This window comes from Caballeronia sp. LjRoot34 (assembly GCF_964253815.1).
Taxonomy (GTDB): Bacteria; Pseudomonadota; Gammaproteobacteria; order Burkholderiales; family Burkholderiaceae; genus Caballeronia.
On the sequence record NZ_CAXUSB020000003.1, the window covers coordinates 968763 to 988423 of the forward strand.

Below are 19661 nucleotides of genomic sequence, written 5' to 3' on the forward strand. Positions count from 1 at the left end.
GAAAAGCAGACCCGGTGCTCAAGCGCAGACGTCCGGACTCGCAAACAGAGCGCGTCGTTCATATCAGACTCATTCAGGTTTACACCTACCAGGAAGACAGTCATGCCAAGCACGCTGGAACGTTCGATAGGCGCCAACCGGCGCATCCGTACGCCACTGAACCGGACACAGATCGTAGGCTTCTGGGGTGCCTGGGCCGGATGGACGCTCGATGGCATGGACTCGTTCATCTATGCACTGGTGCTGGCGCCTGCGCTGACTGAACTGCTGCCGAAGTCCGGCTATGCAGCCACGCCCGCGAATGTCGGGCTGGCAGGCTCCATCCTGTTCGCGCTGTTCCTTGTGGGTTGGGGGCTGTCGTTCATCTGGGGGCCACTCGCTGACCGCTTCGGACGCACCAAGGTGCTCGCCGCCACTATTTTCACCTTCGCGATCTTTACCGGACTCGCGGCGACTTCACATACCGTCTGGGAGCTGGGTATCTATCGTTTTCTTGCGGGCGTGGGTATTGGCGGGGAGTGGGCGCTGGCCGGGACCTATGTGGCGGAAGCGTGGCCGGAGGATCGCCGCAAGATGGGCGCGGGGTATCTCCAGACGGGGTATTACGCGGGCTTCTTCATGGCCGCCGCACTCAACTATACGATCGGCGCGACCTTCGGCTGGCGCGCGATGTTCCTTGTCGGCATCGTGCCGGTGGTGGTGTCCATTGTCGTGTTGCTGCGCGTGAAGGAAACCGACAAGTGGCAGAAGGTCGAAGCGACCGTGGTCAAGAAGGCGGGTTCGCTGCGATCGATTTTCTCGGCGCAATATCGGCAGCGCACCATCGTTGCGACTGTGTTGCTGACTGTTGCGATTATTGGACTGTGGGCTGGCGCGGTGTATGAACCGTCGGCGGTTATTCAGCTTGCGACCAAGGCTGGAATGACGAAGGCGGATGCATCACGGACTGCGTCGATTGCGACGGGTTTGTTGTCCATCGGAACGATCATCGGCTGTCTCGCGTTGCCGCCGATGGCTGAACGTATTGGGCGGAAACTCACGCTCGCGGTGTACTTCGTGGGTATGGCGGTGTCGATCGCACTGGCGTTTGGTTGGGCGTTTTATCTCGAGAATGGACTCGTGCCGTTCATCGCGTTACTGGTCGTGCTTGGGTTTTTTGGCGGTAATTTCGCGTTGTTCAGTTTGTGGCTGCCGGAGCAGTTCGAGACTCGCGTTCGAGCGACGGCGTTTGCGTTCTGCACTTCGATAGGGCGCTTCTTCGGGGCCATTGTGAATTTTGGGATCGGCGCGATGGTGTTGCACATGAAGACGCTCGGCATGCCTATTGCGCTGACCGCTATCGCGTTTGTGATCGGGTTGGCGGTGATTCCGTTCGCGCCGGAAACGAAGGGGCAGGATTTACCAGGTTAGGGGCGCTCGCGCTGGTGGACGGGGAGGGGATGTTGGTCGGGGGTGGTGGTTTGGGGGGTAGTGGTCGGGGTCTATGCCGGGGTGCTGCTTTCAGCGTTAGTGGTCAGGGGTCTATGCCGGGTTGCTGCTTTCGGCGTTAGCGGCTTGCATGAGTCGGATTTTCTCTTTATCACTATTAGCCACTGTGCGTGGCGGCACGTCATTTCTTTGTCCAAAGCGACAAAGAAACGAAGCAAAGAAAGCGCTTTAACCGCTCTACCCTAAGTGTCCACAGCGTGCAGTTTTGATTCATAGGTGCCCCAAAAGCACGGTGCTCGCCAGAGCCACGGATGTTTGAACCCCTCTTTCTCCGAACACCGATACCCACACGCTTCGCCACCAGTGATTGAACCTGCCCAAGGAGCACCCCGCGCTATCCGCGGACAACCTCCCTCCAAATGTGTACGCGCCTCGAACCACGTCGCCAACCCTGCTGGAAATGAGGTCGCGAAGATGCGGGCGGCCGTAACCGACGAAAATAGCTGTACAGAACGCGCAGTCAATTCACAAAAACTGAAGCAGTAACCACAAACACGCATGAAGCTGTGGCCTATGAATACGGTCGCACAAACCCGGTAGCTAACCTGTCAAAAAACCGCAGCCATAAATACCTGTAAGGCCGTGCGGGTTCCTTAGCAATTGTGCTTGCCCGAGAGCGTACGGGGCGAAGCGTGTTCGTGTCAGGATTCGCGAGAAGGAGGGGTTCAAACATCCTCCGCTCTGGCGAGCACCGTGCTTTTGGGGCACCTATGAATGAAAACTGCACGCTGTGGACACTTAGGGTAGAGCGGTTAAAGCGTTTTCTTTGCTTCGTTTCTTTGTCGCTTTGGACGTAACTAGTCAGCACTTGTAAACTGCTGCGAAGCTCGGCATGATTCGGAGATGACATTAGTGCCCAACCTTAAAAATCTAACGGACGAGCAGAAAGACGCGCTCATCATTGAGTTGGTGAGGCGTCTGAATGAGATTGAAGCGAAGCTGGAGAAGGACAGCCACAACTCAAGCAAGCCACCGTCCTCGGATGGCTTGAAGCGCAAACCCAAACCCAAGTCGCAGCGCACGGCGAGCGGCGCCATGCCAGGCGCTCAGCCAGGTCATGAGGGCAAGACACTCAAACGCGTGGCGCAGCCAGATCACGTTGAGATTCATCGCGTGAGTCGGGTATGTGATAACTGCGGGAAAGAAATCATGCCCGATCGCATTTCAGTGCTGGCCGAAGAGCGCCAGGTCATCGATTTGCCGGTGATCCGGTTTGAGGTGACAGCCCATCGCGTGGAGCGGGCGCAATGCGGCTGCGGCCAATTACATCGGGCCGAGTTTCCCAAAGGCGTAAGCCAGGCGGTGCAGTACGGCAGCCAGATCCAGGCGGCGGCGGTCTATCTGACGCAATATCAGCAGTTGCCCCTGGAGCGTACCTCGCAGGCGTTGCGCGACCTGTTTGGCCTGAGCATGAGTTCGGGCACGGTGCAAAACTGCATCACGCAAGCGGCACGGATGTTGAGTCCGGCCGTTGAACTCATTGGGCAAGCGCTGCAAAGCGCGCCGGTCGTGCATTTCGATGAAACCGGCATGCGCGTGGGACGTACCCTGCACTGGCTGCACACGGCCTCGACCCAGGCGCTGACGTGGTATGGCTCGCACCGCACGCGTGGGCGCGAAGCACTGGACAGTTTCGGTATCCTGCCCTCATTTACCGGGATCGCAGTGCACGATGGCTGGGTGCCTTACTCCTACTACGAGTGCGAGCATGCGTTATGCAACGCGCATCATCTGCGCGAGTTGATCGGGGTGTGGGAATCCACCCAGCAGCCCTGGGCCGAACACATGCTCAAGCTGCTGCGCCAGGCCAAGCGCGAGGTCGATGACAGCATTGCCTGCGGCCGCACGGGCTTGAGCCGCACGCGCACCAACTACTATCGGCGACGCAGCCGCGCCCTGATCAGAGAAGGCCGCAAGCTCAACCCGCAACAAGCGCGCGACCCCACGCGTGAAGATGTGCGCGGCAGAATCAAACAAAGCGAAGCCTACAATCTGCTGGGGCGCCTGGAGCGTCATACCGCGCAAGTGTGGCGTTTCGTGGCCGACCATCGCGTGCCGTTCGACAATAACCAGGCCGAACGCGATATCCGCATGCCCAAGCTCAAACAAAAAGTCTCGGGATGCTTCCGCACAGCGAGCGGACTTCAGGCGTTTTGCACCATCCGATCGTATCTGGCTACCCTGCGCAAACAACGCCGCCCACTCATGGCCGCGCTCGCTCTTAGCTTCGCTGGCCACGTCCCTTCGCCTTTAGCGGCTGACTAGTTACCTTTGGACAAAGAAATGACGTGCCGCCACGCACAGTGGCTAATAGTGATAAAGAGAAAATCCAACTCTTGCAGACCACTAACACTGAAAGCACCAACCCGGCATTGACCCTCGACCACTAACACTGAAAGCACCAACCCGGCATTGACCCCCGACCACTAACACTGAAAGCACCAACCCGGCATTGACCCTCGACCACTAACACTGAAAGCACCAACCCAGCATAGACCCCGACCACTAACACTGAAAGCACCAACCCGACATTTCCCCAGGCAGTTCGATTCTTCGGCAGCGCAGGCTTGGTGATGACGAAGAGCGGGATGAGCAGGCAGACGGTGCATCCATATCGCAACGCCAGCAAGGTTAGCGGCGGTGCATATCCGACTGCCATCTTCGCTATCGGGAATCCTCCCGACCAGAGCAGCACAAAAGCCATCTTGGCGGCGGAAGTCTTAACGCTTGCACGGCGTCGAAACATCGGCTTGCAGCATTATTCCTGACTCGAGTGTTCTGCTATCCCGCGTTGCACGGGTAGCGTTTTCTTTTCTTATCGATGCTTCAAGCGCCCGCCGAAGCAGGCGCCTGGTCGGGAAGGCAAATTTCCAAATGCCTGGCGCAGGCGCAAGCGACGCGAAACCCGCGATGTTTCCGTCGTCGCCCGCATGTTGCCGGCGGCGCAGAGGCGCACCATTGCCGCCGACCGTCAAAAGATAGCGGTTAACCGTGCTGCTGCTGGTTGCCTCCACCGCCGTGGCCGCCTTGCCCCCCACCGCCGTGGCCACCACCATTGTTCCCTCCGCCGCCATGACTCGGCGGTGGTCCCTGAGGGCGCCCACCGCCGCCGGGCTGCCCTGGAGGGCGGCCGCCAGCGCCATGACCGGGCGGTGGTCCGGGAGGACGCCCACCTGCACCTTGACCCGGCGGTGGTCCGGGAGGACGCCCACCCGCACCTTGGCCCGGTGGCGGTCCAGGAGGACGACCGCCGCCATGACCGGGCTGAGGTCCCGGCGGAGGACGTCCGCCATAACCCGGCGGGCGGCCGGGACCGCGCCCAGGAGGCGGATGATTCGCCCAGCGTGATTGCTGGTTATACCAAGGGCGGCCGCGATAATAACTGCCCCAGTACGAACCGATGGAAAACGTCACAATAGGCAAACCGATCGTGGTTCCGTAAGTCAGGATCGGTACATTGCCACCCTGATACGGATAGCTGAGACGCCCCGCGTAGACCCAGCCGCGCAAGTTGGGCACCACCACGTCGCACCAGGTGTAGCCACTGACGCAACCCATGACCGTGACGGGCACGCCGCCCGGCAATTGAGTCACGATCGGATAGTCGCTCGCCGGCCCGGCGCGCATGTTGACCGGGCTATTCGTGTACGCCTGCTGCTGCGCGAACGTCACGCCCGGCATCGCCAGTAACCCCGCAAATCCAATACAACCCCATTGAAGCAATTGTTTTCGCATGTGGCCTCTCATCGTTGGAGTGCGACTTCCGATGCTTATCGGGAACCGTCCCCTTAATAGCAGTATTCGATCCCGACATCCCGAAAGCCGGACGGATTAAGCAAGTATGGAGTTCACTCTTCATGGCGTCTATGCGGGTGAAACCTCCCGAAACAGAAATTTGGATAAACTTGAATCCGTCCCCGATGACCCGCAGCGCTTGGGGTCCGCTCAAGCATCGCCGCAGCGAACCCACCGTTGACGCAGAATGGCGACAACACCTGACATGAGGATTACGAGGATCGCGGCGCTCCCGCCCGAGATGGAGACGCTCGAAGCGGCGTCATGGTCGCAACCAACATCAACCAGGGACACCGCATGCTTGTTGGAATACGCGAGGCCACGGTCGAAGACGCGCAGGCTATCGCCACGATTCACGTGGACTCATGGCAGGCGGCTTATCGGGGAATCCTGCCCGAGGCCTACCTGGCGAATCTGGCCGTGGCGCAACGAAGCGAGGCATGGCGTAAGTCGATCATCGCCGGAAGGCCCCGGGTGCTGATCGCTCATGCCGATGCTGATGCCGACGAAGCGATTCTCGGTTGGGTCGCATTCGGGGACTCACGGGACGGGGACAAGGATCATCGCTGGGCCGAAGTGGAGACGCTTTACATCGCGCCGGCTTTCTGGCGCAAAGGCGTCGGCAAGCGATTGATCGATGCTGCCCGGCACGCGCTGCAGTCCGCGGGATATACCGATGTCGCCCTGTGGGTCTTGCTGGACAATCGTCGCGCGCGCGCCTTCTATAAACGAAGCGGCTTTGTCTGCGATAACTCGAGCAGAGGCGTTCAACTCGGCGGCAAGTGGCTGACCGAGCTTCGATACTGTTGCGCGCTCGGCGGGACCTGAGTAACTGCTAACCGCTTCATCGCAGCGGCAAGCGCGGGCGGCAGTTCCCTGACAAACAGGAAAACAGCGTGGCACGCGATAGCTGTCGCTCAAGCAAGCCCCTTCTCCGCGAGACGTTGGTAAAAAAGCAGATCAAGTTCCGGCGCTCGTCCCGCTATACCGGTCAGCAGCGCATGCACCTGGCCACGGTGATGCGTCTGGTGATTGAACCAATGCGCGAGTGCGGGCGCGAGAGGTTGCGTGATCGCGTCCGGCGTGGAGACACGCCGGTACGTGATCGAACCTTCCAGCGAAGCGTCATCAAGCCCCGTTACGTGCCGCACGATCCGTGCATCCTCCCTCTCACGCGCATGGCGCAGCGACTCAAGTTCCTCGAAGAGGATCGCGTCGAGCCTGTCAGGTGAATTCCCCTCGCCGGTGAAACGAAACATCCATACGCGGTCGGTCACGAGCAAGTGATTGAGCGTCCCGTGTACCGATCTGAAAAACGCGCCCCGGTCCGCTCGATAATCGGCGTCGCTGAGGAGCGCGGCGGCATCGAAGAGTCGTGTGTTCGCCCAGGCGTTGTAGCGCGCGAATGTGTCGAAGTGCTGTTTGAACAGGCTCTGCATGTCGTCCTCCTTGCGGCTTTAAATCGTTCGTCCTGCATGGATATTAATATTGATAGAGTTGACGTCAATCTTGATTCAATTCATCAATGTGAGATCCCCATGGCATGGATGACGGCGGCCGAGGCCTTGAGCGTATTGAACGTCCGCGCGCAGACGCTGTATGCGAACGTGAGTCGCGGAAAAATCCGCGCAAAGCCCGATAAGACAGACCCTCGCCGCAGCCTTTATCACCGCGACGATGTATTGCGGATGGCGGAGCGCCGTAGCGGACAACGCAAGGTGGAGAAGGTCGCGGCGCAGACAATCGACTGGGGTGATCCCGTTTTGCTTTCCGCTATCTCGACGGTATCGAACGGCAAGCTTTGGTATCGCGGGCGGGATGCCGTCGAGCTCGCGAACGCGGCGTCGTTTGAGGAAGTCACCGGGCTGTTATGGGAGACCGATGCGGTCTTGATCAAACCATCGGTTGCGCGCAAGGCCGCCGGCGCCGACGATCCTTTGACCGCGAGTCTCGTCGCTTTGGCCAGGCGTAGCGCGCGTGATTTGCCATCGAGTGGACGCACGCCTGCTGTGCTGCGAGACGAGGCCGCCAGCGTGCTTTCGACGCTTGCACAGGCCATCCTTGGCGGTACAGCTTCTTCGCGCGCAGGACGCACGTTAAGCGAGCGCCTGGCCGTATCGTGGGGACGCAGCGAGGCGGAAGACGCAATTCGGCGCGCCCTCGTTTTACTCGCCGATCATGAACTGAATGCATCGACCTTCGCGGCGCGCGTCACCGTGTCCACCGGCGCGTCGTTATCGGCTGGCGTGCTGGCTGGCCTCGCTACGCTCACTGGACCGTTGCATGGAGGGGCGTCGTCGTCGGTTCGCGCGCTGATCGAGTTGGCAGCCGATATCGGCCCTGAAGCGGCCGTGCATAACTGGCTGGCGCAAGGCCGCGCGTTTCCGGCGTTCGGGCATCCGCTATATGCCGATGGGGACCCAAGGGCGAGCGCTCTGCTCAGCACAGTAAGCGTGCCGCGGCTCTACGCGGAACTTGCCGCGTGCGTGGAGAGGGCGGTTGGCGAGCGGCCGAACGTTGACTTCGCGCTGGCGGTTCTTGCCGCTGCGTTCGATCTGCCGGCGCATGCGCCGCTGTCGCTGTTCGCGCTTGCGCGCTGTGCTGGCTGGCTCGCTCACGCGCTGGAGCAAGCGCAAACGGGCCGCCTGATCCGGCCTCGCGCACGTTATGTCGGGTTACAACCGAAGCCCGCGGAGTGAGTCTGCCCGAGCGGCAGACTCATTAGTTCAAGCATCCAGGTCGATGGCGATTTTCCGAAATGTGCTGTGCTTGCAAGGAAGCGGTAAGCATCGACGATTTGCTCGAAGCCGAATGCTCATAGATCACCGGCTTGATGCCAGTCGTGGCGATTGCGCGCGGCATCGGCGAGATTCGCTGTCGATCCCGTGTGACCGCCCTCAATAGGCTTCCAGGTCGCTACCCGTGCCTGCGCTTACCGCTCGTTCTCCAGACCTCCGCTCGTCCTTTCGCGATTCACGCTGCCGTTTGTGTCAGTGCGTTCGGCCGTGCGCGCTTGGCCAGATCCAGTAACAATCGTTTCACCCGGTGTTGTTGCACGGCCACAAGATCGCTCTCATTCATCAGGACCCGGAGCCGGCTTTCCCAGTACTCCTGGTCCATGCCGTGGACGGGTCCAGCCGAACTGACGCGCACGACGGACCTGACCATGCGTTCGATATGGTCAAGCTGGTGATCGGCTAAACTTGCGGGCATCAAGTTGCCGGGATTAAGCGACGGTGCTTTCTTTAAAGCGCTCATTTGCTGATATCTCGTCTGCTTCGCTGAGCTGCCTCAGGAAGGGTGCTGCAATCAATTCGTCCGGACATCGCTGATCAGGCTGCTCATTCTGCCAATACCCATACCCATGGCGATGAACGAGCGGGGCGGTTTTGTTTCCCGCTCCCGCCGCCTTTTGATGGAAAAGCCTGCGCTTCCCGCTTGCAATGCCGTAAACAAGGCATTTGCCTCTCATGATGCGGAATGGACAGCGAAGTTATTAATCTGAAGATAGCGCACAGTTTTTGGCAGGCTTTACCCTATGTCTCAGTTCTCGAAATAAATTGATCATCGCGACCCGGGCAGGATGGATCGGCTGTTTGGAGGCACTAACAGGTAATGAAAATGGCTTCGTATACCCGCCGCGACGGGCTCGCTCAGGCTGCCGCGCCGGACGCTGGCATCGTCCGCAGCAGTTTCAGCACGTACGCCTCGGAGGTGGACCAGCAGCTCCTCGCCTGGCGCGACCGGGTGGGGCATGTCGTCGATGTCCTGCCTTCAAAGGCGCAGATCGCGGGCGGCTTTAACGGCCGTATCGACCGGTATGCAGTGGGCGATTTCATCTTCACGGATGCCGTCACCGACGCCATGTCGCTTGAACGCTCGGTTGCGAGAGTGTCCGCCGACGTTCGGCGGGACTATGTTTTCCACATATTCGTCCAGGGCGAGGTCGACGCGGTAGTGGGCATGCAGAAGAAACGCAGCGCCCCGAATCCGATTCAGGGAATAGTCGTTTTCGACATGGACCAGCCGTTTCGCACCGAGCGGTCTGCGTGCCAGGTGTTGACCATGTTCGTGCCGAGAGCGGTCGTGGAGGCCGCGATTCCAGACGCGGATTCGATTCATGGGCGCGCGGTCGAGCACGGCGCGCCGTTGACCCAACTGGTGACGAATCACGCGTTGGCGCTGAGCCGCGACCTGGCCGGAATGAACGCGGCGCAGGCGGCGCGGGAAATGGATGCCGGCGCGCAACTGCTGCTCGCGGCTTTCCGCAAGCAGGCAAGGCTGACCGGCGACGCCCGCGCGGCGGTGCAGGCGGCCATGATGAGCCAGGTGCGGCGGTATGTCGAAGCGAATCTCAACCAGCCTGATCTTTCGCCAACCAGCGTGGTGGATGCGTTGCACTTGAAGCGCGCCACGATCTACCGCTGGTTCGAGCATGAGGGCGGACTGGGCGCGTATATCCGCAATCGCCGTTTGCGCGAGGCGGCTGACGAGCTGGTCCGCTTCCCCCACCTTCAGGTTGTCGATATTGCCTACGGGCTGGGGTTCAACAGCGCGTCGGATTTTACGCGCGCGTTTCGCCGCGCCTACGGCATGAGCCCGCAAGATGCGCGCGCTCGCGCGCTCGAGTTGCAGCGGGCAAGCAAGCTGGACCTGATGTCGTCGTACGGGCCGGGCGGCAGATAGCGCGATAACCCCGCGATAACCCGGCGCGCCAGCCCAATCAGTCGGGCGCCGTTTCGGGGAAGCGCTGCAGGGCAAAAAGCGTGATGCAGATGGCGGCGATCAGATACCACGCGGGTATCATCGGATTGCCGGTCGCGGCGATCAGCCACGTGACGATAAGCGGCGAGAAGCCGCCGAAAATCGCCACGCCGAAGCTGTACATGATGGAAAGCGCGGCGGCGCGATGTTGCGGCGCAAAGGCCTCCAGCATCATCACCGTGCTCGCGCCGGCATTGCTGAGCGCGACCGCCACATACCCAAGGATGATCAGCAGCGCGGTGACATTGCCTACGCCCATTCTCAAGGCGAAGAAGGCCGGGTAAGTCAGCACAAGACAGATCACGAGCGCCAGGTACTGGATTGGCTTGCGGCGCTTTTGGCCGTCGGCGATCCGGGCCACCAGCGGGTTCGCCACCAGGATCACGAGACCGGACAGGCTGGCGGTCAGCAGGCTGATGGCCGGGGGCCGATGCAATGTACGCACCAGATAGCTCGGCATATAGAACACCGTGATGTAGATACCGATCGACGGCGCGGCCATCATCAATGTTCCGTAGAACAACGGGCGGCCATGCTTTGAGAACAGAGTCGCGAGCCGGGGGCGCTTGGGTACCTCCACGACAACTGAAGGCATGCTCCGGCGCAGATACCAGCCGACGGGGCCGATCAACCCACCGAGCACAAACGGAATCCGCCATCCCCATTCGTGCATGTCGGCCGGCGAGAGCAGCTCGGTGGTAGTTGCGCCGACCATCGCGGCGGCAAATGCGGCCGCGCCCTGGCTCGCGCCACGCCAACTGGTGAGATAACAGCGGCGGTTGCGCGGGACCGACTCCATCAGCACGGCCGACGCCGGCCCGATCTCGCCTCCTGCCGCGAGCCCCTGCATGAGTCGCGCGAGAACCATCAACACCGTTGCAGCCGGGCCAATGGAAGCAACCGTGGGCAGGCAGGCGATCAGCCATGTGCCGAGTGTCATGAATGCGAGCGACCAGGTCATGCCGGCTTTGCGGCCCCGGCTGTTGGCGATCTGCCCGATGATGATTGCCCCGAGCGGGCGCATGACGAAGCCCGCACCGAAGGTCGCAAGCGAGAGCAGCAGTGAGGACAGCGGGTTGTGCGACGGGAAGAATAGCTTGCCGATGATGACGGCGGAGAAGCTGTAGACCGTGAAGTCGTACGCGACAAACGCGTTACCGATGATGGTAGCCAGGACGACGCGGGCGGGTTTTGCTTTTGGGGTGTGGGTCAGGTGGTCTGCTGCGGGGTGCATAGGCGCGGTCTTGGGGGCGGCGGTGCCGATACGCATAAGTTACGCACGCGTTACGCATGAGTTGCTATCTTGGGCTTGGGCGATGCGGGGGAATGATAAGGCAACGCGACTATTTGTGCTTGGGGCCCCATCGACGCTGACCCGGCCTCCAACATCCCCACCGACCGCCAGCGCCCAAAACCCGTCCAACCCCCAAAACCCGTCCAACCCCCAAAACCTATCCAACCCCCAAAACCTATCCAACCCCTATGGCAACTGCTCGGCCAACGCGTCAAATTCACCCGGCCATTGGGCTCGCCACGCGTCGCGCGTCGCGCCATCGACCCATGCTCCGTCAATGCCGTTGAGCATGAAACCCTTCAAATCGCCGATGCCAAAGCCGAAATGGCTGAACATCAGTTCCCACGCTTCACTCGGATTCACCTTGTGCAGCGCCGGGTCGTCGGTATTTGGATGAATCTTCAAACCAAGCCCGGGCATGCGGCGGATCGGATGCAACTCCGCCCATTTCTCCGGCGGCAAAATGCGCAAGTAATAAGAGTTGCTAGGCACGACCGTGAACACCAGGCCAGACGCGGCATATTTGGCGGCCAGCGCGGGATTATCGACGATCGTATAACCGTGATCGACACGATCCACCTTCAGCAACTCAACCGCAGTCTCCACATTGCGCCAAGGCATGCCGAACTCGCCCGCATGCGCGGTAGTCTTGAAGCCTGCATTTCGGGCATTGCGATAAGCCTTCCAGAACAATTCCGGCGGCCGGTCATTTTCACGATAATCCACGCCAATGCCGGCGACTTCATCGGCGCGATGGGCTTTCATCCACTCGACCAGGGTCACCGCTTCGTCGGGATCGGCCTCCCGGTCAATACTTGGAATCAGCAGCGCGGACATTCCAAAGTCCCGCGATGCATCGCGGATCGCCGCGACAATGCCGGCCTGCGCATCGCCGTACGCAATCTTCGATACCCGTACCGTGCCGGTGGGATTCCAGAAGAATTCTGCGTGGCGCACGTTATGCGCGGCGGCGTCCTCCAGATATTCGTACGTGATGCGGTGCAGGTCATCGGCGTTGGTGAGCAGGTATTCATCAAGCGCGCGCAGCACGCGCAACACGCCAACCGGCTTCTCGCCGCGCGTATAAAACGCATCGATCTCCGCCCGCTCGATCGGCGCACGGCTTTTTTCGGCCAACGCGATAAACGTCTGGTGCCGAACCGCGCCCAGCAAATGGCAGTGCAGTTCGACCTTCGGGATTGCCTTGAAAAATGCCCGATGCGCAGGCGTGATCTTGATGCCGGTGCGTGAAGCGGGCACATTGCCAAATGTCTCGTTCATATTCCAGGTACTTGCGGGAGTGCAGGATTAATGGTGTTTAACAACGGTCCAGAAGTAATAACCGAGCGGAATCGCCAGCACGACAAGACCCCAGGGGACTTCTTTAAAGCGGCCTGCAAGCAGCTTCACGATCACGAAACACAACAAGCCGCCCGCAATCCCTGTGCCGAAACTGTTCGACATCAGCGTGAGCAGGACCATGGAAAGGACCGGGAAAGCGTCCGTGAAATCGTCGAAATGCGCGTGGCGGATCGTGCTGAACATCGACAGGCCGATCAGGATCAGCGCCGGCGCGGTGGCTTCCTTCGGAATCGCGAGCGCGACCGGTACGAACAGCAGCATCAACGTGAACATGCCTGCCGCAGCCAGCGATGAGAGGCCGCTGCGCCCGCCCGCTTCCACGCCCGCCGCCGATTCGACCAGCGCCGTGAGCGCTGGAATACCGAACACGGGGCCGAGCGTGGCTGCGATCGAATCGACGAGGAACGGCCGGTTGATATTCGGCAGGTTGGCGTTTTCATCGAGCAGGTTCGCTTTGGCGCCGACCGCGAGCGTCGTGCCCAGTGTCGAGAAAAATTCGGCTGCGAAGAACACGAACAAATAAGGAATGGCAGCCACGGTCAGCGCGCCCGGAATATCGAGCTTGAACGCAACGGGCATGATGTCGTGCGGCAACGAGATCATGGATTGCGGCAGATGCGTGACGCCCAGCGGTACGCCCGCCGCCGCCGCGATCAGGATTGCCCAGAGAATGGCGCCGGGAATGCGTCGCCCCTGCAACACCACGGCTGCGGCCAAACCAATCAACGCGACAATCGTGCCGGGCCGTGAAAAATCGCCGAGGGCCAGCGCATTGGTCTTTGCGTTTGCGATCACCATACCCGCGTTACGGAAGCCAAGCACCGCGATAAAGAGCCCGATGGACGCGCCCAGGCCGAGCTTGATCTGAGCCGGGATCAGCCGCACGACCAGACTGCGTGCGCCGACCAGCGTGAGAATCAGAAACAGCACGCCGGAGATAAACGCAATGCCGAGACCGGTTTGCCAGGCGACGTGTTCGGTCGCCGCCAGCGTCACGCCAAGGATCACCGACCCGCCAATCCCAGGCCCGACGATAAACGGCAGATTCGTATAAAGCCCCATGAAAATGGTGCTCAAAACAAAAACGATGATGGTCGACGTGGTCGCCGCACCCCGATCCATGCCGCCCGTTGCGAGCAGCGACGGGATCACGACGAGCAGATACGCCGCCGCGAGAAACGACGTAATGCCTGCAAGCGTCTCGATGCGCACGCTGGTATTGCGGGCGCTCAATGCAAAGCGGCGATCCAGCCAGCCGCCCGATGTTTTTGGTGCGGCGAGGTCGGGAGAAGCCATCGAAGATTCCTTGTTCACTATTATTTCCTTTACCTGTGCCGGCTTGGTCGCGCTTTATACTGCGGCGCATTGTCCCCAAGCGGTGGCGCTCAATGTCCGATCGTTCGTCCCTCTTACCCGCGCTGACGTTGCGGCAAGTGCAGTACTTCGTTGCGCTCGCGCATGCGCGCAGCTTCACACAAGCGGCGCAATCGCTTTCGCTGACACAACCTGCCCTGACCGCCGCGATCCGGCAGATCGAGTTCCTGCTCGGCGGTCCATTGTTCGCGCGTTCCGCTCACCGCCTCACGCTGACTGCTGCCGGCGCCAGCATACTGCCGCTCGCCGAACGCCTGCTCAACCACGCGCGCGGTACGTTCGACGACATGGCCAGCACCTTCGCCGAGCAACTGCAGACGGTGCGCATCGCGATGATTCCATCGGTGGCGGGGCGTCTGCTGCCGGTGCTGAACGCGTTCCGCGAACAACAGCCGTCGCTGCGCTTCACGCTCACCGACCTGCCCAATAGCGCGCTGATCGACGCTGTGCGCGATGGCGTCGCGGACATCGGCATTGGCGTGCATGAGCCGGAAGCGAACCACGAGGCCCTGCGTTTCAAAGACGTCTTCGAAGACGAGATCGTCGTGGTCCTGAGGCGCGACGACCCGCTCGCCAAACGCAAGACCCTGCCGTGGGCGAAGCTTGTCGGCCGCGATCTCGCCGTGTTCGTGCGCGGCAGTGTGAGCGACGCGCTGCATCGCACGAGTGGCGATGAAAAATTGCGTCTCTCGGTGGCGTACCGGATGGAATACTCCGAGCCGCTCTACGCGCTGGCGCGCAATGGACTCGCGATTGCGGTGCTGCCGAGCCTTTACACATTGCATCTGCACGATCCCGAGCTCGTGGCGCTGCGCCTCGACAAACCGCGCGTCACGCGTGCCATTGCGTTGATCTCGCTGGTGGGCGAAGATCGCGGCCCGCATGCGAAAGCGTGCTGGGACTATATTGCCGCGCACATTTGAAGCATGGGTCACAACGTCGGCTCAAGGTAGCGTAGCGATGCTGGCCCGCAACGCGGCATAAAACGCGTCGGCATCGACGTCGGTGATCCAGGTCGCGTTCGGCGTACGGCCACTATGTCCGCTCCAGTCGACCACGGTCTCTCCCAGCGTCCATTGCCCGGTTGTTTCCACCACCACATTGACCAGCCGGCCCTTGAACAAGCTCGGGTCGACGAGATAACCCGCTGCCGTGGGGTCGTACATGGGTGCTTCTTCCACGCCGCGCCGGCCCTTCTGATACTTCACTTCCGCCGCCATGATGTCCGCGACAATCGCGCCGCAACGGTTGCCGATAGCGCGGATGGGTGCGATGCGGGCGGGCGTGATGGGCGCCTTCACGGCGACATCGCGTGGCAGCACGACGATCGGCACGCCGCTCGCGAAGACAATGCTCGCCGCTTCTGGATCGACGTAGACGTTGAATTCGGCGGCCGGCGTGATGTTGCCGCGCTCGAAGAATGCGCCGCCCATCAGCACGATTTCGCGCAAGCCTTCGCGGATTTCGGGCGCTTCGGTGAGCGCCGTCGCCAGGTTCGTCAGCGGTCCGATCGCGCAGATCGTCACGCTGTGGGGCGCGGCCGCTTTCAACGTTTCGATGAGATACGCCACTGCGTGTTGCTGAGCGACCGGCGCCAGCGGTTCGTGCAATTCCACGCCTTCAAGGCCGGTCTTGCCATGTACGTTCGCCGCGGTAATCAGCGGGCGCATCAGCGGACGCGGGCATCCCGCGTACACCGGCAAGGTCTTCGTCTGACCTGCCCAGTCACGCACGATGCGCGCGTTGCGCTCGGTCAGGTTCAGCGGCACGTTGCCCGCAACGGCGGTCAGTGCGCGCACGTCGAGCCGGTCGCGCGCACCGAGTGCGAAGAGGATGGCGATGGCATCGTCCTGACCCGGATCGCAGTCGATGATCACCGTGCGCCGTTCGTTGGCAGCCTGCGCGAGCGGGTTGAACAACGCACCGGCAGTCAGCGCGACCGATGCCATGAGGAACGTGCGACGGGGGACGTTAAAAGTTTGGCTCATGGTCAGAATACGTGGCGCATGCCGATGGTCGCGACCAGTTGGCGCGTGGTGGTCGACTGCGCGAACGCGAAGATCTGCGCATGCTGCGCGTCGCCGGCGGCTAGCTGACCAATCACCGTCAACGCTACGTCGGTACGCTTCGAAAGAAAATAGTCTGCCTGCAAGTTCACCTGATGCCACTGCGGTTTCTGGTTGATGACGTCGTACTTGCCGTCCGTGTAACCGTAGGCCGCGCCGAGGAACAGCGCCGGGGTCATGGTGTACACCACGTTCACGCCGAAGTTCTGCAAGTGCAGGTGGGAGTTGTCGAGGTAATCGTAGTGGACATCGGTGAAGAGTGCGGCGAATTGTGCTCGACCGATGGTGTAGAAACCGCCGGTGCCGGCAATGCGCTGTTTGCTCGCGAACACGGACGGGTTGGTCGCGCTCTTATCGAAGATCAGGATGGGTGATGCGTAGTCGTTGGAGATCGCGCCGTCCTGATTCGTGGGGCTGTACGGGTGGTTGTACTGCGCGTAGACCGCGCTCCACTTCAGCGGGCCGTTCTCGTAACCGACCCCGAAGCTGTACGCGTTGTTGTCGCCGAAGCCGGTCGAATTGCTGAAGCCATAGATGGCGGTGGCCTTCAGCCCACGATAATTCGGGCTCACGTACTTGACCGAATTCTGGACGCGAATGTCGTTATAACCGTTGTCGTTATCGCCGATATTCACGCCGTTGCTCGCGATGATCACCGGGCCGATGTAATCGTGGATCGTGTCGTACTGGCGGCCGAGGGTCAGCGTGCCGTAGGTTTTATCGGCGAGACCGACATACGCCAGCCGGCCGAATTCGCGGCCGTTCTGGGAGGCCGCGCCGCTCATGATGTTGAAACCGTTCTCAAGCTGGAACACCGCGCTCAAGCCACCGCCCAGGTCTTCCCGTCCTTTCAGGCCCCAGCGAGGATTCTGGTTCGTGCCGCTGAGCGCCTCATAAGCGTTGTGACCGCCCTGGTTGGTCGCGAAGCCGACACCTCCTGAAATCAGGCCGTAAAGGGTGACACTGCTCTGTGCATACGACGACACCGTGAAGGCGCCCAGCACCGCGAGAGGAGCAAGCTTGAGTAGTTTCATGATGGTCCGGTGGCGAGTAAATGTTCTTGTCGCGCTCGTTTTTCGTTGCGTGGCGCGTTGTAAGTGCATCGGACTGTACAAAGCCGAAAACCATAAAAATAATTGTGATTTCTTATCAACCCATCAAATGGATTTATACAAGGAGCTTCAGGTGTGGAGAATGTGCGCGGGTTGAGGACCCGCTGACAGGTGCGTCCGACCGTTCAGGCGATGCCTTGCTCCAGCGTCGGCACGGTGCGTAAGCGCGCCACGTCCCGGCCTGGCGGCGCGCCGAACAGGCGGCTGTATTCGCGGCTGAACTGCGACGGGCTGTCGTAGCCCACCTCGAATCCCACCGCAGCAACGTCTCCCGATTCCGCCAGCAGCCGTGCACGCGCCTCCTGCAGGCGTATGCGCTTCTGATATTGAAGCGGGCTCATCGACGTAACCGCGCGGAAGTGCCGGTGAAACGACGAAACGCTCATGCCGACGAGCCCGGCGAGCGCTTCAGTCGCGAGCGTCTCGGCGTAGTGGCCGCGAATCCAGCGGATGGCATAACTGATTTGCGATAAGCGGCTGTCGGCGAGACCGATCTGCCGCACCATCGCACCCTGTTCGCCCGCTAGCAGCCGCCAGAGAATTTCGCGTTCGAGCATGGGCGCGAGCACGAGGATATCCTCAGGACGATCCAGCAGGCGAAGCAGGCGCACGATCGGATCGAGCAACTCCGGCGATGCATGGCTGATAGCCAGACCCAGAGGCTCGGCGACGGTCCTGTCGCCGGTCGCAGTCTCGAGCAGCAGGGTGGCGATGTTCGCCGGCTTCAGCACCAGCCCCATCGCGAGAAAAGGTTCGCGCTCGCTCGCCTTGACTACATGACCGGTAATCGGCAAATCGACGGACACTACCAGGTACTGCCCCGCGCGGTATTCGAATACCTTGTCGTTAAGCACTGTGCGTTTGGTGCCTTGGGCGATCACGGCAAGCGTGGGTTCGTACACATGGTAGATCGGCTCGGTGGTTGTGTCGGAAGCCATGACGGCGACGCCCGGGAGCGCTTCGACCATCATGTCGGCGCGGGCGTGGCGGGTGATCAGCGTGCGAAGTTCGGCGAGATGGTCCATCTCGCCACGGTAAGCGGCAGACGCGCCAACTGCAAGCACGGCAAGCAACGCACGCATGATCCGCTCAATATTGGCAGGATTGTGCAAGAGCTTGCGAGCATTGGTCTATCGCCGGGAAGGCGCGCGGTGGTTTTATTGACGTCAAGCCAACCCGTCAATTTTCAGGAGAAACATCATGTCGCTGGATTCGTACGTCACCCTCGGCCGCTCCGGCCTTCGCGTCAGTCCGTTTTGTCTCGGCACTATGACTTTCGGCGAAGACTGGGGCTGGGGATCGAGCCCCGCTGAAGCAGAAACCATCCTTGCGGAGTATCTCGACCGAGGCGGCAATTTCATCGATACCGCCAACATCTACACCGTCGGCCATTCCGAAAAGATCATCGGCGATTTCTTTGCGCGGCAAAAAGGCCGTCGGGATCGCACTGTCATTGCCACGAAGTTCTTCGGCAACCTGCATCGCGGAGATCCGAACGGTGGCGGGGCCGGGCGCAAGGCAATCGTCGAGCAATGCGAGGAATCGCTGCGCCGGTTGCAGACGGATTACATCGACCTGTACTGGATGCACAACTGGGACCGCACCGCGCCCATTGAAGAGACGATGCGCGCAATGGACGATCTCGTCAGCGCCGGCAAGGTGCGTTATCTGGGGTTCTCCGACGCGCCCGCCTGGAAGGTCGCGCAGGCGCAGATCATTGCGCAGTTCCGCGGGTGGACGCCGTTGATCGCGCTGCAGGTCGAATACTCCCTTTTGCAACGGACCGTGGAGGGAGAACTGACGCCGATGGCGCAAGAGCTTGGCATCGGCGTGATGCCTTGGAGTCCTCTCAAGAACGGCTGGCTGTCGGGCAAATACAGCCGTGAGAATGTGAGTACCGTTGCGTCGGATCGCGGGTCTCTGGTCGGTTTGCCGGGCGAGAAGGATTTTCTGGTTATCGATGCGCTGATGGCCGTTGCCAAGGAAGTGAACGCTACTCCGGCGGCGGTTGCGCTTGCGTGGGTACAAAACCGTCCGGGCGTGGCATCGACAATCCTTGGTGCACGCCGGATTGATCAGCTTCGGGCGAATCTTGCCGCGCTCGACCTCAAGCTGACTGACGCGCAGATCGCGACCCTCGACGCGGTATCGAAGCCCGTGCTCAACTTCCCCGCCGATCTCAACAGGGATCTTTCGCCGAGCTTTGCATTTGCAGGCGCAACCGTCGACGGTCAGCGGACGGCGGTGTTGCCCTTGCTGTCCGAAAACGCGCCTCGATATTGAAGGAGTAAGGGCGCCGGGGACTTGTGGTGTCGAGCCCCGGTGCAGTAGATAGCCTTCCTTAAACAACGGTGAGCGACGATTTCCGAGGGCGATTCAATTTCGCAGACGCTATCTGCGAAATCT

General features: G+C 61.0%; 17 protein-coding genes. 7 read left to right on the forward strand and 10 right to left on the reverse strand.

The genetic code is table 11. The features are described 5' to 3' along the window. Positions 1–102 precede the first annotated feature (102 nt). Together ACSQ36_RS35335 and tnpC are read left to right on the forward strand one after the other, a co-directional pair. Positions 103–1410, forward strand: a complete 1308-nt coding sequence (locus ACSQ36_RS35335) for an MFS transporter (RefSeq protein WP_213768361.1) — start codon at positions 103–105, stop codon at positions 1408–1410. 930 nt (positions 1411–2340) lie between these two features. Further along, on the forward strand, positions 2341–3753 hold the full coding sequence (gene tnpC / locus ACSQ36_RS35340) for an IS66 family transposase (RefSeq protein ID WP_436183543.1): 1413 nt from the start codon (positions 2341–2343) through the stop codon (positions 3751–3753). Positions 3754–3874: 121 nt separating this feature from the next. Here tnpC and ACSQ36_RS35345 read toward each other — a convergent pair whose 3' ends face one another. Together ACSQ36_RS35345 and ACSQ36_RS35350 are read right to left on the reverse strand one after the other, a co-directional pair. Beyond that, positions 3875–4234: an EamA family transporter gene (locus ACSQ36_RS35345; RefSeq protein ID WP_436185671.1), complete on the reverse strand. Its 360-nt coding sequence runs from the start codon at positions 4232–4234 to the stop codon at positions 3875–3877. Positions 4235–4473: 239 nt separating this feature from the next. Continuing rightward, positions 4474–5223, reverse strand: coding sequence for an SH3 domain-containing protein (locus tag ACSQ36_RS35350; RefSeq protein WP_436185672.1), 750 nt, complete (start codon positions 5221–5223; stop codon positions 4474–4476). A gap of 324 nt (positions 5224–5547) precedes the next feature. On the opposite strand from ACSQ36_RS35350, the gene ACSQ36_RS35355 reads away from it, so the two are divergent. Then, entirely contained in the window at positions 5548–6111 is a 564-nt protein-coding gene (locus ACSQ36_RS35355) for an N-acetyltransferase family protein (protein WP_436185673.1), read from the forward strand. A gap of 89 nt (positions 6112–6200) precedes the next feature. Here ACSQ36_RS35355 and ACSQ36_RS35360 read toward each other — a convergent pair whose 3' ends face one another. After that, entirely contained in the window at positions 6201–6722 is a 522-nt protein-coding gene (locus tag ACSQ36_RS35360) for a DinB family protein (protein WP_436185674.1), read from the reverse strand. 99 nt (positions 6723–6821) lie between these two features. Between ACSQ36_RS35360 and ACSQ36_RS35365 the strand changes: the two genes are divergently transcribed. Continuing rightward, entirely contained in the window at positions 6822–7982 is a 1161-nt protein-coding gene (locus ACSQ36_RS35365) for a citrate/2-methylcitrate synthase (protein ID WP_436185675.1), read from the forward strand. A gap of 274 nt (positions 7983–8256) precedes the next feature. On the opposite strand, the gene ACSQ36_RS35370 is transcribed toward ACSQ36_RS35365, so the two are convergent. Then, positions 8257–8541, reverse strand: coding sequence for a hypothetical protein (locus ACSQ36_RS35370; protein WP_255631748.1), 285 nt, complete (start codon positions 8539–8541; stop codon positions 8257–8259). Between the two features lie 363 nt (positions 8542–8904). On the opposite strand from ACSQ36_RS35370, the gene ACSQ36_RS35375 reads away from it, so the two are divergent. Then, the gene (locus ACSQ36_RS35375) at positions 8905–9969 is read left to right on the forward strand and encodes an AraC family transcriptional regulator (RefSeq protein WP_255631749.1); all 1065 of its coding nucleotides are present in this window, start codon (positions 8905–8907) and stop codon (positions 9967–9969) included. A 37-nt stretch (positions 9970–10006) separates the two neighbouring features. On the opposite strand, the gene ACSQ36_RS35380 is transcribed toward ACSQ36_RS35375, so the two are convergent. The 3 genes from ACSQ36_RS35380 to ACSQ36_RS35390 form a co-directional block, all read right to left on the reverse strand. Then, entirely contained in the window at positions 10007–11317 is a 1311-nt protein-coding gene (locus ACSQ36_RS35380; RefSeq protein ID WP_436185676.1) for an MFS transporter, read from the reverse strand. 210 nt (positions 11318–11527) lie between these two features. Next, a complete protein-coding gene (locus ACSQ36_RS35385) occupies positions 11528–12622 on the reverse strand; it encodes an adenosine deaminase family protein (RefSeq protein WP_436185677.1) in 1095 nt (364 codons plus the stop codon). A gap of 27 nt (positions 12623–12649) precedes the next feature. Next, complete coding sequence (locus tag ACSQ36_RS35390) at positions 12650–13999, reverse strand: NCS2 family permease (RefSeq protein WP_436185678.1); 1350 nt, start codon at positions 13997–13999, stop codon at positions 12650–12652. A gap of 92 nt (positions 14000–14091) precedes the next feature. On the opposite strand from ACSQ36_RS35390, the gene ACSQ36_RS35395 reads away from it, so the two are divergent. Next, on the forward strand, positions 14092–15000 hold the full coding sequence (locus ACSQ36_RS35395) for a LysR family transcriptional regulator (protein WP_213768369.1): 909 nt from the start codon (positions 14092–14094) through the stop codon (positions 14998–15000). Between the two features lie 21 nt (positions 15001–15021). Here ACSQ36_RS35395 and ACSQ36_RS35400 read toward each other — a convergent pair whose 3' ends face one another. The 3 genes from ACSQ36_RS35400 to ACSQ36_RS35410 all read right to left on the reverse strand — a co-directional run bounded on the left by ACSQ36_RS35400 (position 15022) and on the right by ACSQ36_RS35410 (position 18337). After that, positions 15022–16065: a nucleoside hydrolase gene (locus tag ACSQ36_RS35400; RefSeq protein ID WP_436185679.1), complete on the reverse strand. Its 1044-nt coding sequence runs from the start codon at positions 16063–16065 to the stop codon at positions 15022–15024. A gap of 2 nt (positions 16066–16067) precedes the next feature. Beyond that, positions 16068–17180, reverse strand: a complete 1113-nt coding sequence (locus ACSQ36_RS35405; RefSeq protein ID WP_213768397.1) for a porin — start codon at positions 17178–17180, stop codon at positions 16068–16070. Positions 17181–17380: 200 nt separating this feature from the next. Continuing rightward, on the reverse strand, positions 17381–18337 hold the full coding sequence (locus ACSQ36_RS35410) for an AraC family transcriptional regulator N-terminal domain-containing protein (RefSeq protein ID WP_436185680.1): 957 nt from the start codon (positions 18335–18337) through the stop codon (positions 17381–17383). Between the two features lie 118 nt (positions 18338–18455). Here ACSQ36_RS35410 and ACSQ36_RS35415 point away from each other — a divergent pair, with 118 nt between their 5' ends. Further along, a complete protein-coding gene (locus ACSQ36_RS35415) occupies positions 18456–19538 on the forward strand; it encodes an aldo/keto reductase (protein ID WP_436185681.1) in 1083 nt (360 codons plus the stop codon). The last annotated feature ends 123 nt before the right edge of the window (positions 19539–19661 follow it).

Excerpts from the sequence above, each read along its gene's own strand:
- ACSQ36_RS35335 (WP_213768361.1), top strand. The coding sequence starts at position 103 with ATGCCAAGCACGCTGGAACGTTCGATAGGCGCCAACCGGCGCATCCGT.
- ACSQ36_RS35345 (WP_436185671.1), bottom strand. The coding sequence starts at position 4,234 with ATGTTTCGACGCCGTGCAAGCGTTAAGACTTCCGCCGCCAAGATGGCT.
- ACSQ36_RS35350 (WP_436185672.1), bottom strand. The coding sequence starts at position 5,223 with ATGCGAAAACAATTGCTTCAATGGGGTTGTATTGGATTTGCGGGGTTA.
- ACSQ36_RS35355 (WP_436185673.1), top strand. The coding sequence starts at position 5,548 with ATGGTCGCAACCAACATCAACCAGGGACACCGCATGCTTGTTGGAATA.
- ACSQ36_RS35360 (WP_436185674.1), bottom strand. The coding sequence starts at position 6,722 with ATGCAGAGCCTGTTCAAACAGCACTTCGACACATTCGCGCGCTACAAC.
- ACSQ36_RS35365 (WP_436185675.1), top strand. The coding sequence starts at position 6,822 with ATGGCATGGATGACGGCGGCCGAGGCCTTGAGCGTATTGAACGTCCGC.
- ACSQ36_RS35370 (WP_255631748.1), bottom strand. The coding sequence starts at position 8,541 with ATGAGCGCTTTAAAGAAAGCACCGTCGCTTAATCCCGGCAACTTGATG.
- ACSQ36_RS35375 (WP_255631749.1), top strand. The coding sequence starts at position 8,905 with ATGGCTTCGTATACCCGCCGCGACGGGCTCGCTCAGGCTGCCGCGCCG.
- ACSQ36_RS35380 (WP_436185676.1), bottom strand. The coding sequence starts at position 11,317 with ATGCGTATCGGCACCGCCGCCCCCAAGACCGCGCCTATGCACCCCGCA.
- ACSQ36_RS35385 (WP_436185677.1), bottom strand. The coding sequence starts at position 12,622 with ATGAACGAGACATTTGGCAATGTGCCCGCTTCACGCACCGGCATCAAG.
- ACSQ36_RS35390 (WP_436185678.1), bottom strand. The coding sequence starts at position 13,999 with ATGGCTTCTCCCGACCTCGCCGCACCAAAAACATCGGGCGGCTGGCTG.
- ACSQ36_RS35395 (WP_213768369.1), top strand. The coding sequence starts at position 14,092 with ATGTCCGATCGTTCGTCCCTCTTACCCGCGCTGACGTTGCGGCAAGTG.
- ACSQ36_RS35400 (WP_436185679.1), bottom strand. The coding sequence starts at position 16,065 with ATGAGCCAAACTTTTAACGTCCCCCGTCGCACGTTCCTCATGGCATCG.
- ACSQ36_RS35410 (WP_436185680.1), bottom strand. The coding sequence starts at position 18,337 with ATGCGTGCGTTGCTTGCCGTGCTTGCAGTTGGCGCGTCTGCCGCTTAC.
- ACSQ36_RS35415 (WP_436185681.1), top strand. The coding sequence starts at position 18,456 with ATGTCGCTGGATTCGTACGTCACCCTCGGCCGCTCCGGCCTTCGCGTC.